The organism is Roseburia hominis, from assembly GCA_040702975.1.
GTDB lineage: Bacteria > Bacillota > Clostridia > Lachnospirales > Lachnospiraceae > Allocoprococcus > Allocoprococcus hominis_A.
In genome coordinates, this window is the sequence record CP159990.1 from 3,828,208 (window position 1) to 3,841,215 (window position 13,008).

General features: G+C 44.6%; 11 protein-coding genes. 2 read left to right on the top strand and 9 right to left on the bottom strand.

Annotation, left to right across the window (positions count from 1 at the left end; translation table 11 throughout):
* Positions 1–245 precede the first annotated feature (245 nt).
* Positions 246–1,028 carry a triose-phosphate isomerase gene (locus ABXS75_17725; protein XCP84850.1) on the top strand — a complete coding sequence of 261 codons (783 nt, stop codon included), beginning with the start codon at positions 246–248 and terminating at the stop codon, positions 1,026–1,028.
* 55 nt (positions 1,029–1,083) lie between these two features.
* Here the strand turns inward: ABXS75_17725 and ABXS75_17730 are convergent, their stop codons facing one another.
* The 3 genes from ABXS75_17730 to ABXS75_17740 form a co-directional block, all read right to left on the bottom strand.
* A complete protein-coding gene (locus ABXS75_17730) occupies positions 1,084–1,998 on the bottom strand; it encodes a carbohydrate kinase family protein (GenBank protein XCP84851.1) in 915 nt (304 codons plus the stop codon).
* 5 nt (positions 1,999–2,003) lie between these two features.
* On the bottom strand, positions 2,004–2,504 hold the full coding sequence (locus tag ABXS75_17735; GenBank protein ID XCP84852.1) for an AAA family ATPase: 501 nt from the start codon (positions 2,502–2,504) through the stop codon (positions 2,004–2,006).
* A gap of 187 nt (positions 2,505–2,691) precedes the next feature.
* On the bottom strand, positions 2,692–3,681 hold the full coding sequence (locus tag ABXS75_17740; protein XCP84853.1) for a helix-turn-helix transcriptional regulator: 990 nt from the start codon (positions 3,679–3,681) through the stop codon (positions 2,692–2,694).
* A 136-nt stretch (positions 3,682–3,817) separates the two neighbouring features.
* Here ABXS75_17740 and ABXS75_17745 point away from each other — a divergent pair, with 136 nt between their 5' ends.
* Positions 3,818–4,912 carry an EamA family transporter gene (locus ABXS75_17745; protein XCP87190.1) on the top strand — a complete coding sequence of 365 codons (1,095 nt, stop codon included), beginning with the start codon at positions 3,818–3,820 and terminating at the stop codon, positions 4,910–4,912.
* A gap of 77 nt (positions 4,913–4,989) precedes the next feature.
* Here the strand turns inward: ABXS75_17745 and tuf are convergent, their stop codons facing one another.
* The 6 genes from tuf to ABXS75_17775 all read right to left on the bottom strand — a co-directional run bounded on the left by tuf (position 4,990) and on the right by ABXS75_17775 (position 12,912).
* A complete protein-coding gene (gene tuf / locus ABXS75_17750; GenBank protein ID XCP84854.1) occupies positions 4,990–6,183 on the bottom strand; it encodes an elongation factor Tu in 1,194 nt (397 codons plus the stop codon).
* A 119-nt stretch (positions 6,184–6,302) separates the two neighbouring features.
* Positions 6,303–8,420: an elongation factor G gene (gene fusA, locus ABXS75_17755; protein XCP84855.1), complete on the bottom strand. Its 2,118-nt coding sequence runs from the start codon at positions 8,418–8,420 to the stop codon at positions 6,303–6,305.
* Positions 8,421–8,464: 44 nt separating this feature from the next.
* Complete coding sequence (gene rpsG / locus ABXS75_17760; protein XCP84856.1) at positions 8,465–8,935, bottom strand: 30S ribosomal protein S7; 471 nt, start codon at positions 8,933–8,935, stop codon at positions 8,465–8,467.
* A 274-nt stretch (positions 8,936–9,209) separates the two neighbouring features.
* Positions 9,210–9,635, bottom strand: coding sequence for a 30S ribosomal protein S12 (gene rpsL, locus ABXS75_17765; GenBank protein XCP84857.1), 426 nt, complete (start codon positions 9,633–9,635; stop codon positions 9,210–9,212).
* Between the two features lie 178 nt (positions 9,636–9,813).
* Entirely contained in the window at positions 9,814–11,568 is a 1,755-nt protein-coding gene (locus tag ABXS75_17770; protein XCP84858.1) for an LCP family protein, read from the bottom strand.
* A 255-nt stretch (positions 11,569–11,823) separates the two neighbouring features.
* Positions 11,824–12,912 carry a Xaa-Pro peptidase family protein gene (locus ABXS75_17775; protein ID XCP84859.1) on the bottom strand — a complete coding sequence of 363 codons (1,089 nt, stop codon included), beginning with the start codon at positions 12,910–12,912 and terminating at the stop codon, positions 11,824–11,826.
* Between the last annotated feature and the right edge of the window lie 96 nt (positions 12,913–13,008).

The window sequence follows — 13,008 nt, forward strand, 5'->3', positions numbered from 1 at the left end:
CTATATACTTTTCTTGCGTTTTTCAATAGTTTTTTTCATTTTTGGTATATTTCATATTTTTAAATGCCATTTTTTATGCACATTTCATAATTATTTTGCGCTATTTTTTCGTTTGCTTTCGATTTTTCGTTTGTTAAAAAAATGACATCTTTAGTATTGTGTTTTTTTCGATTTCGTAGTATACTTTAATACAAGGGAATTGGATACAATCATATAGACGTGTTTTATAAGGAGGACATGAAAGCATGCAGAAAAAACTATATTTCGGAAGTAATCTGAAGATGTACAAGACTATTCAGGAGACTGTAGCTTATTTGCAGAAGCTGGTGGAGAACACCAAAGATATCAGCCGCGACGAGATCGAGCTATTTATTATTCCGTCTTATACCACCCTGGAAAGCGCTACCGCTAAGGTAGACCGGAATTATGTGATGTTAGGCGCACAGAATATGTGCTGGGAAGACCAGGGACAGTTTACCGGCGAGATTTCTCCGCTTATGTTAAAGGAACTCGGACTTGATCTGGTCATGATCGGCCATTCTGAGAGACGTCATGTATTCGGAGAGACAGACGTAGAAGAGAACAAGAAAGTAAAGGCGGCTTTAAATCATGGCTTTACGACTTTATTATGTATCGGCGAGACCGCCGAGGAGAAGAATTTCGGCATCAGTGCGGAAGTGCTGCGCACCCAGCTTAAGGTGGGATTCCACGATGTTCCGGCAGAGCAGGCAGGGAAGATCTGGGTTGCTTACGAACCGGTATGGTCCATCGGCGTAAACGGAACTCCCGCAAGTGCAGACTATGCGGAAGAGATGCATAAGGTCATCAAGGGCTGTCTGCAGGAGATCTTCGGCGATGCTTCCAAAGATATCCCGGTTCTCTACGGTGGCAGTGTCAATCCGGGCAATGCAAATGAACTTATCGTTCAGCCTTCAATCGATGGTCTGTTCACCGGACGTGCCGCGTGGGACGCAGACAAGTTCGACAAGCTGATCCGCGATGCAAAGGCTACTTACGAGGCAAAGTAACATCGTATTATATTGAAAAATATGCTGCCAGGGCGGAGGGACGACCTATTTGCTGTCATACACACCAGCTAGTCGCCCCCAGCTTTTCCACCGCCCTGGCGCCGCACTCGTTAGCGAACCGGGCACATTTTTCGACCGGCCAGCCCTCGGATAAGCCGTAAAGGAATCCCGCCGTGAAGCTGTCTCCAGCTCCGGTGGTATCCAGACAATTCACATGTTCCACCGCCGGGACGTATTTCGCGGTCTCATCACTGCAAAGGTAGCACCCTCTTTTTCCACACTTGATGATCACATACTTCGCCCCGCAGCTTCTCAACTTCTCAGCCGCGCATTTTACATCGGTCTCTCCCGTTATCAAAAAGGCCTCTTCCTCATTGGGAATCAAATAGTCCACATAGGAAAACGCTTCTGCCAGCTCCTCTGCCGTTTCTCTATTCTTGCGCTTCGTCATATCCGCGCAGACCGTCATTCCCTGTTTTTTCGCACTCCTGAAGATTGCAGCCAGTTCACCTGCGCCAATTTCCGGAAATACAAATATACTGGCAAAACACAGGATATCCGCCTCATTCGGGAACGGACGCTTTACATCGTCAAGGGTCAGTTTTCTGAGGCTTCCATTTCGATTCGTCAGGAAATTACGTTCCCCGTTTTTTTGTACGAGCACCACATTAACGCCCGTCGTAAGTTCTTCCCGGACGCAGCCTTCTTCCAGTTCAATTCCCAGCTTCTCGCAATGGTTTCGTATCATCTCCCCTGCTGTATCGCTGCCTATAATCGTCTGCAGGCGCACCTGTTTTCCCAAAGCGGCCAGGACCGTGGCCTCATTCAGCGCATCACCGCCAAACGCCATACAGACCTCCTCTGCCGGATAAGAGCCGGTCGAAAACACATCCGCCTCCGCAGGAGATACCAGCACGTCTACAATCGCAGCTCCTATGATCATAATCTTTTTCTTACTCAAGCAGTCCATCCCAGTCACTTCTGCCTCCTTAAAATTTCTTCTGCAATATCTTCCACGCTCTTTAGCGATGTTTCAATTTTTATGGTATCTAATGTTTGATACATCGGAAGCCTGTCAATGCTTCGATCGATAACGTCCGCGGAGCGAATGCCTCGATCAATGTCCCCTTTTAGCCTCTCCTTCAAAGAGGCTTCATCGCAAAGAAGCGAAATTATTTTCACATTGCATTCTTTTATATCGAGATTCTCCACAATGTGATCGATAATGCACTGCTGATGCATGACCCAGCAGAAAATGATGTTTTCATAAGCGGAGCAATGGATAAAATTATTCAGCAAATAGCAAATATTATCCAGTACCATATGCCTGGTTTCTTCTGTGACTTGAAAGGGATTTGCGTCCCAGCACCAATCCCCGTCAAGAAACACGCTGTTATGTAACCTCTGCTGCAGAGACCTGCAGACGGTGGTTTTTCCAACTCCCATCGTTCCACCGATCAGATAAAGTGTTTTCATCAATATGTCTCCCTAATCCCATGTCCACACACTTGACACCGCCATAAATGCGTCTGAACATCTTTTTTATAGCCACAATAAGCAGATTACCATGATTCTTCGAATCATGGCCCCTCCGGGGGATTTTAGCGCCCATATTTCTGCGATAAACGCAGAAATCTATGCGCAGGTACAATGTCTGTCGACATTATACCACACACATAAGCCCATATAGCAATAAACATAGACATATGCTTATTACGTTGAAGATATTGATTTTATAACCTCCATTTAAAGGATTCCACTCCTTGATTTGTTTGTTTTCTAAAAAGAAACCAACTGTCCCACTCACAACACCCGACAGCAGCAATCCGCATATTTTCATGGCAGGTATAGTATTATTCTCAATTCCTTTTATCTCAAATAAGGCAAGCATTATTCCTATTCCAACAAATAACAGAGCGATATATACTACAGCAACTGGAAAACAGCGTTTTGCACGTCTTTTATCGTTATCTTTAAGATATATCCTGTCTATCATTTTATAATTATAAAATTCCACAGCTACAACAAAATTCAATGAATATACGTATATTAGAAGTCCATTTAACCATTCGTTTAACCTTCCAAGCTTTAAATTCGTGCAATTTATGACACAAAGCAAAAATACATATACGGAAGACATCATTCCGGTATGCAAATCAATCTGCACTAACAATTTCTTTACTTCGCATATATTATACTCTATTTTATCATCAAATCCCGCAATTCCGACGAAAGAATCATTTTTTATTGCATTCGCAAAATAAATATGCAGGAATAACTGGATCGGAACGCACAAAACAAACATAGGAATGAATATTCCTACGCTAAAACTCCCTGATGAAACACTTGCTATCATATATCCAACCATGCACAAAAGGGATATCCCTATAAAAATCCATGGCATTTTCCCCATTGATATTTCTTTTTGAGCTGGTAATCTTTCCTGTTCCTTATAATCCAATAATGCATCAACACTTACTTCGTATAGCTGTGCCAGCCTGATCAAATTATCAGAACTTGGCCTGGAGACAGCATTTTCCCATTTGGTCACGGCCTGACGGCTTACGCCCATATATTCAGCAACTTTTTTCTGGGATAGCCCCTTTTTCTTGCGATAATACATAATATTTTTTGCCAATTGATCTGCACTCATGTCACGAACCTCCATTTAATTGATAATGATAATATATCAATTTGTTCAGTTACATTCCACCAACTATATGGCAACTATTAGTTGCAGCTACATTTTAATTATAACACCCAAAAATGGGACAAACAATACAGTGGAAATGTTCATATTTTTGCAGTATAATAAATTCATTATATTGCGATTCTGGGAGGTATATTTCACGAAAGATAGATTGACCCCGATAATATACGCTATTCTCGCAGCCGTGTTTTATGCAATAAACACACCTTTGTCAAAACTATTGCTTACCAGTATTCCATCAACTTTTATGGCAGCGTTCTTATATCTGGGTGCCGGAGCAGGCGTAGGTATCATGTATGTTTTTCACTGGAGAAAGGAAGATAAGACAGAAAGGCTTGGCAAAAAGGACTATCCATATACGGTAGGGATGATCGTACTTGATATACTTGCACCTATTTTCCTGATGCTTGGGATAAAATATGGAACAGCCGCTAACGCTTCGCTTCTTGGCAATTTTGAAATCGTTGCAACAACACTGATTGCGTTTGTAATATTTAGAGAAACTGTCAGCAAACGACTATGGACAGCTATCGCGTTGATTACCATTTCAAGCATTATTCTTTCTTTCGAGGGAACCGGCAACTTCCAGTTTTCTTATGGCTCTTTGTTTGTACTTCTTGCCACAGCCTGTTGGGGATTGGAGAATAATTGCACAAGAAACATTTCAGACAAAAGTACATATGAGATTGTTGTACTAAAAGGAATCTTCTCCGGTGGCGGTGCATTTGTGATAGCACTTTTAATTGGAGAAAAACTTCCCACATTCAGGCATATTGTTCTTGCCATGCTGCTTGGATTTATGGCTTACGGACTGAGTATCTTTCTGTACATTCGCGCACAAAGAAATCTTGGAGCAGCTAAAACCAGTGCTTATTATGCAGTTGCGCCATTCGTCGGCGCCTTCCTGTCATTTATTCTGCTTGGTGAAAAATTGACATGGACATTTTTTGTCGCCTTCTTTATCATGATGGTCGGAACTGTATTTGTAGTGATGGATACAATGGTTAGGCATCATGCTCATCAGCATACTCATTCTTTTTCACATACGCATGATGGTATTACGCATAACCATATTGTCGTTCATTCACATGAGCATAACCATTATGCGTTTAACGATAGACACGGACACCATCATTCACAGCGGGAACTCGAAAATGCAATAAGACATTCATAACAATCTAAAAAACCGCAATTCTCTGATTTCTCAAAGAATTGCGGTATATTTATTGCTTATTAACTCTAAACCAAAGATTACTCGATGATTGTAACAACACGACCTGATCCAACAGTACGTCCGCCTTCACGGATAGCGAAACGAAGACCCTGCTCCATAGCTACCGGGTGAATCAATTCAACTGTCATCTCTACGTTATCACCAGGCATGCACATCTCGGTTCCTTCCGGAAGATCGCAAACACCGGTAACGTCAGTTGTTCTGAAATAGAACTGCGGTCTGTAGTTGTTGAAGAATGGAGTATGACGTCCACCTTCATCTTTGGTCAGAACGTAAACCTGTGCAGTAAACTTGCTGTGGCATTTTACTGAACCCGGTTTAACAAGTACCTGTCCTCTTTCGATCTCGTTTCTCTGAACACCACGAAGAAGAGCACCGATGTTGTCACCAGCCTGAGCCTCATCAAGAAGCTTACGGAACATCTCAACACCTGTTACAACTACTTTACGAGTTTCTTCTTTGATACCAACGATCTCTACTTCATCAGAAACATGAAGAGTACCACGCTCTACTCTACCAGTAGCAACAGTACCACGTCCTGTGATTGAGAATACGTCCTCTACAGGCATCAGGAACGGTTTATCTGTATCACGCTCCGGATCCGGAATGTAGCTGTCAACTGCAGCCATCAGTTCCATGATCTTGTCTCCCCACTCTCCTGACGGATCTTCAAGAGCCTTAAGAGCAGATCCCTGGATAATCGGAGTGTCATCTCCCGGGAACTCATACTCATCAAGAAGTTCACGGATTTCCATCTCAACCAGTTCAAGAAGCTCTTCATCATCAACCATATCACATTTGTTCATGAATACTACGATGTACGGTACACCTACCTGACGAGAAAGCAGGATGTGCTCTCTTGTCTGAGCCATAACACCATCAGTAGCAGCTACAACAAGGATAGCGCCGTCCATCTGAGCAGCACCGGTGATCATGTTCTTAACGTAGTCAGCATGTCCCGGGCAGTCTACGTGAGCATAGTGACGAGCCTCTGTCTCATACTCAACGTGAGCGGTAGAGATAGTGATACCACGCTCTCTTTCTTCCGGTGCCTTGTCGATGTTCTCGAAATCTACAGCAGCGTTACCAGCTACTCTCTCAGCAAGAGTCTTGGTAATAGCAGCGGTAAGAGTTGTTTTACCATGGTCTACGTGTCCAATGGTACCGATATTACAATGCGGTTTGTTTCTTTCAAATTTAGCTTTTGCCATTTTGAATATCCTCCTTAAATATAGCACCCTTTCCGGGCATTTTTAGTTTCGATTTTTTCACTCGGCTAAGTTTGATTATATTTCAAATGCCGTATATTTTCAAGCCTTTTTCGCATTTTTTATGCGTTTTTATTGGATAATACCTTTTCCTGTACTGACTTCGGAACCTGCTCATATCTCTCGAAGAACATTGAGTAGTTTCCACGTCCCTGCGTTCTGGAACGAAGGTCTGTAGAGTATCCGAACATCTCAGCAAGCGGTACATAACCTCTGACAATCTTTCCACCGCCAAGGTCATCCATACCTTCGATACGTCCACGACGAGAGTTGATATCACCGATAACATCTCCCATGTATTCCTCCGGCATGGTTACTTCTACCTTCATGATAGGCTCAAGCAGAACCGGGTCCGCTTTCTTCATAGCATCCTTAAACGCAAGAGATCCTGCAATGTGGAATGCCATCTCGGAAGAGTCGACTTCATGGTAAGATCCGTCGTAGACATTCGCATGAATACCTACTACCGGGAATCCGCCCAGGATACCAGCCTTCATAGCTTCCTCGATACCTTCGCCTACTGCCGGAATGTATTCCTTCGGAATCGCACCACCGACAACGGTAGATTCAAATTTGTAGGTTTCCTCGCCGTTGACATCCATCGGCTCGAATTTAACCTTACAGTGTCCGTACTGTCCACGTCCACCGGACTGCTTAGCGTACTTGCTGTCAACCTCAACAGCCTTGGTGAAGGACTCTTTGTATGCAACCTGCGGTGCACCAACGTTAGCCTCTACCTTGAACTCACGAAGCAGACGGTCAACAATGATCTCCAGATGAAGCTCACCCATACCAGCGATAATGGTCTGGCCTGTCTCCTGATTCGTATGAGCACGGAAGGTCGGGTCTTCTTCTGCAAGTTTTGCAAGAGACTCACCCAGTTTGCCCTGAGAAGCCTTGGTCTTCGGCTCGATCGCAAGCTCGATAACCGGTTCCGGGAATTCCATGGACTCAAGGATTACCGGATGCTGCTCATCACAGAGTGTATCACCTGTTGTAGTGAACTTAAATCCGATTGCTGCAGCGATATCTCCTGAGTATACCTTATCAAGCTCCGCTCTCTTGTTGGCATGCATCTGAAGGATACGTCCAACACGCTCTTTCTTGCCTTTGGTAGCATTCAGAACGTAAGAGCCTGAGTTCATGGTTCCTGAATATACACGGAAGTAAGCGAGCTTACCTACGAACGGGTCTGTCATGATCTTGAATGCCAGAGCGGAGAACGGCTCTTCATCAGAAGAATGTCTCTCTACTTCATTTCCGTCCTCATCCACGCCCTTGATAGCCGGGATGTCGGTCGGAGCCGGCATATACTCAAGAACTGCGTCCAGAAGCTTCTGAACACCCTTGTTCCTGTATGCAGATCCACAGCAAACCGGAACTGCTGTACATTCACATGTTGCTTTTCTCAGAACTGCTTTGAGCTGTTCGTTTGTCGGTACCTCATCTTCAAGGTACATCATCATCAGTTCATCATCAAGCTCGCAGATCTTCTCGATCAGTTCCTGATGATACAGTTCTGCTTCATCCTTCATATCTTCCGGAATCTCGCATACGGTAATATCATCACCCTTATCATCGTTATAGATGTAAGCTTCCATCTCCATCAAGTCGATGATTCCCTTGAAATCATCTTCTTTTCCGATCGGAATCTGAAGCATGATCGCGTTCTTTCCTAATCTTGTCTTAATCTGTTCTACAGCATTGTAGAAATCTGCACCTAAAATGTCCATCTTATTGATGAAAGCCATTCGCGGTACATTGTATGTGTCTGCCTGACGCCATACGTTTTCTGACTGAGGTTCAACACCACCCTTAGCACAGAATACACCTACGGCACCATCGAGTACACGAAGTGAACGTTCAACTTCTACGGTAAAGTCAACGTGTCCCGGAGTATCGATGATGTTAATACGATGTTCGAGAGCACCCTTTTTCGGCTTTGTATGATCTTCCAAAGTCCAATGACATGTCGTAGCTGCTGAAGTAATTGTGATACCTCTTTCCTGCTCCTGCTCCATCCAGTCCATGGTAGCAGTTCCCTCATGAGTATCACCAATCTTATAGTTAACACCGGTATAATATAAGATACGCTCTGTCAGAGTGGTCTTACCTGCATCAATATGAGCCATGATACCGATGTTCCTGGTTCTCTCTAATGGATATTCTCTTCCAGCCAAGATCTTTTCCTCCTAATAAAATAATTAGTAGCACCCGGCGAATCTTAGAAGCGATAGTGTGCAAATGCTTTGTTCGCCTCTGCCATCTTGTGCATATCTTCTTTCTTCTTTACAGATGCACCAGTGTTGTTTGCTGCATCAAGAATCTCGTTTGCCAGTCTCTCTTCCATTGTCTTCTCTCCTCTTTTGCGAGAATACAATGTAAGCCAGCGGAGTGCTAAAGCCTGTCTTCTGTCAGCTCTTACCTCGATCGGTACCTGGTATGTTGCACCACCGATACGTCTTGCCTTAACTTCCAGTACCGGCATGATATTGTTCATAGCCTCCTCGAACACTTCGATCGCCGGTTTGTCAGCCTTTTCTGCAACTCTTTCAAATGCGCCATATACAATCTTCTGAGCTACGCCCTTCTTACCATCAAGCATGATGTTGTTGATAAGCTTGGTAACCACTTTATTATTGTATAATGGATCCGCTAATACGTCTCTTTTCTGAGTATGTCCTTTACGTGGCACGGTCCTTCCCTCCTTATACATATTTGCAAAGCGCTTTGGCTCTGCCTGAATAATTCATCGGTACTCACATGTGTCTCTCTATGTGTCATCGGCTCACGGGACCTCCCAGCTTCCTGCCCTTGGCAGTTTTATCCGGATTAAACCCGCAACCAACTATAATCCTCATAGTTCTGTTTGTGATACGATATCTTTGTGTTACATCGATCGTCCTTCTTATCTGAAGAACCACACTGCACAAAACTTGTGCTGCACCTTTGCCTAAGCTAAAGAATGCTTATTTTTTCTTTGCGTCTTTCGGTCTCTTAGCACCGTACTTAGAACGAGCCTGGCGTCTCTTAGCAACACCTGCTGTATCAAGCGTTCCACGAACGATGTGGTATCTTGTACCAGGAAGGTCCTTAACACGGCCTCCACGAATCAGAACAACGCTATGCTCCTGAAGGTTGTGTCCTTCTCCCGGGATATAGCTTGTTACTTCGATTCCGTTAGAAAGACGTACTCTGGCGATCTTACGAAGAGCTGAGTTCGGCTTCTTCGGTGTAGCTGTCTTAACTGCAGTGCAGACACCTCTCTTCTGCGGTGCAGATACGTCTGTAGCTCTTTTTCTCAGAGAGTTATACCCTTTCTGGAGTGCCGGAGCAGTAGATTTCTTAACAGCGGTTTCACGGCCTTTTCTTACTAACTGGTTGAATGTTGGCATTCCTTTCACCTCCTATGATGTAATAATTGGTTACGTTTTAAACATCTTCTGTTTAAATCGCGCACAAAAATAAAGCTTCGTTTTCATGCACGCTAGGTTATTGTAGTATATACGCGAAAAAAAGTCAAGGCATTCCGATAAATATTTTTACCGAAATGCCTGATATTCTTTGGTTTTTCTATTCTGTTGTGGTGGAATCCTCCAGAACCTCTCCCGCTATTACACGGTCAATCAAATCTTTTATATTCGCTACAGATGTTTCATCGGGTATGGTGACATACAAAAGGGTATCACCGGAAGAATAACAGATATCCTTCGCCCCTATTCCCTCTGCAGCTACGGAATAAATATTCCACTGTGCATTCGTCCTGAGCTGCGTCTTGATCAGCGCCTGAACCTGACTCATACTGAAGTTAGTATCCACGCCACTGCTCACGCTATCAATAATATCGGCCGCACCCCGCAGCATAGACGGAGACATCATCTTCTTGATGATCGCAGTAATCACAGCCTGCTGGTGTCTTCCGCGGGCATTATCGCCATCCGGAAGCGCATGCCGCTCACGGCAGAATGCGAGTGCCTGTTTTCCATTGAAGTGATTCATTCCCTCGTTGACATATACCACCTCACCAGACTCTGTACCAGTCTCGAACTCCGCATCAGACTCTACGTCAAGCCCGCCCAGAGCATCCACGATGCTGATCATGGATGTAAAGTTCACTCTTCCGAAGAACTTGATATCCAGATCATACACCTCCTCCAGGGTCGCCATGGACACGTCCACCCCGTATAGACCAGCATGTGTCAGCTTGTCATTCTGTCCATTTGAAATACCCGGAATCGGCACATAGAAATCACGCGGTGTGGTAACTAAAAGCACCTGATGACTCTTTGGATTCACCACTGCAATGATATTCACGTCACTTCGGCTCTCCTGCGTGATATCTCCATAAACGTCAATACCACTCAAATATACTGCAAACGGTTCTTCCACACTGGCATCTGCGGCTTCATTCGCAATCTCAACTACAATATTGTGTGTATAGATGACCTTAATCTCGTCCTCAAAAGAAGGAATCTGATCGTTCACCACACCCGCCTGACCAGAATTATAGATAATCGCATCTACCTCACCGCCCAGGAGCGCCTTCGCCTCCTCCACTAGGCTGCTGTATTCTACCGTTTCGATCTCTTTTCCCAGTTCTTTTTCCACTTGGTGTACAGCTGACTTCATCTGGTCGCTTCCGGTCGTATACTGAACGCCGAACTGATACATTCTGGTATCTTCGATCCGCTCCGCGGTATCGCTGCTTCTTACGGCAACTACCATCGAACTTGTTTTTTTCGTACTGCTCAAAATATCCTGGAACGCATTATTGATCTTACTTATATAGAAAGAACCTGTTCCAAGAACCACACACAGGAACAGACAGAATATCTTACCGCCGATTCCCTTGCCCTTCGCCCCAATCTGGGTAAGTAACGTAATTCCCAGGAGAATCAAAAGTACCCCCGCAAGGATCAACACATAAGTATCAGTCAACATCCCAAAGAACAGCACATTGACCACCAGTACCACCGACAACACGAACTGAACGATTGCAAGCATGATGCCTAATGTCTTGCTGAACCCATTCTTACGTCTGCCGCGCCTTCTCACATTCCGGTGCTTGTTATCATTTACAGAATTCTTTCTTGAATTTCTCATATCTTCGTCCCTGGTTCTTCGGCGATTCTGGGCATCCGAACGATAAAAGTCGTTCTCCTCCCGACGCCGCATAGCGCTCCTTCTGTCCTCTTCATAAGGATAGCGATCCTTACCCTTTGCCCTGCGGCTCACTTCACGGCTATTGTTAATATTCCTTACATTCCTATTCTCGTTCACGTCTGAAGATCTTCTCTGATCCGAACGCCTTTTTTTCTTCTGATCCATTCCTTCTCCACTTTCGTAAATTTCTGCAGCCTCACTTCCCGGTTTTCCTTACTTCGGCCAGTGATTCACCCGTCATCACACATTTCGTGCAATAATCCTGCCACAATACTTTTGTTACAAAAATATTACGTTCATATGACGCAAAGTTTACAATTACATTCCTCTATATTATCGTCTTTTGCTATACTTGTCAACCAAATTAAGCCTCTTTCCACTCTTCTAATTCTAAAATCTATCTAAACCGCTCGTTTTGCTCTATTCTTCCATCGGTACGACGATCAAATCCTTTGTAAAATGGTTCAGCACCTCACAGCCATCCTCTGTGATCAGGACCAGATCTTCAATCCTGACTCCGATTCCCTCTTCCATCAAATAAATTCCCGGTTCAATAGAAAAGCATTGTCCCACTTTAATAATATCCGTGTTGACGGAAGAAACGTCTCCATACTCATGATCCTCCATGCCGATCGAATGACCGGTACGGTGGGTAAAATATTTTCCATAGCCCTTTTCTTCTATATAGTTTCTGCATGCCAGGTCCACATCGCACATGCGATTTCCCGGTTTTGCCGCCTCAATTCCCCTCTGCTGTGCCGCTTTTACTACCTCGTACACTTCGCGGGCTTTGTCGGAAACCTCGCCCAGGAAAACGGTTCTGGTCATATCGGAGCAGTAATCATTTAAAATACCGCCGATATCCAGCACCACGCTGTCCCCGCGTTTTCCTTTTGTCTCATCCGTCATATGATGCGGATCCGCACCGGATTTACCATATGCGGTGATCGGGTCAAAGGACACGCTGGAATGCCCGCTTTTCTGGTATAACTCACGCACCTTCTTGTCCAGTTCCACCTCAGTATATCCTTTTCCCACCAACGGGATCAGCTGTGCCATCACCCGGTCATTTGCCAGAGAAGCCTCGCGCATAAGCTGCTGCTCCCGCTCATCTTTTACCATGCGGACATAATCCACGATCAGGGAACCATTCACAAATCTGCTCCCCGCTCCCAGCTCCTGCAGCCGCAAAAGGAAACACGCCGGCCAGCATTTATCGATTCCTATCGTCTTATCCTTCTCCACAAATCTGCTCAGGATCTCCACGCCGTCTTCAATGTCATCATACCAGACCAGCTCCACTCCCAGATCCTTCTCCTGCGGGAATAATCGGTTGATCACCAGCTTATGATTTCCATTCACATTCAAATATAACGCAAGAAGACGCTCTCCCGGCATGATCCACTTCCCGGTGAGATAATAAATCGCCGGCGGATCGGAGATGATCATCTGGGGGATGTCCTGCTCTTTCATCGCTTTTATTATACGCTCTAACTTCGTTGTATCCATATCAAAACTCCTCTCTTTACCGCACCATTTTTCACCCTGTGCGGCAAATACACTGGGTTCATTATATCCTCTTTTATTAGTAGTGTCAATGAACAC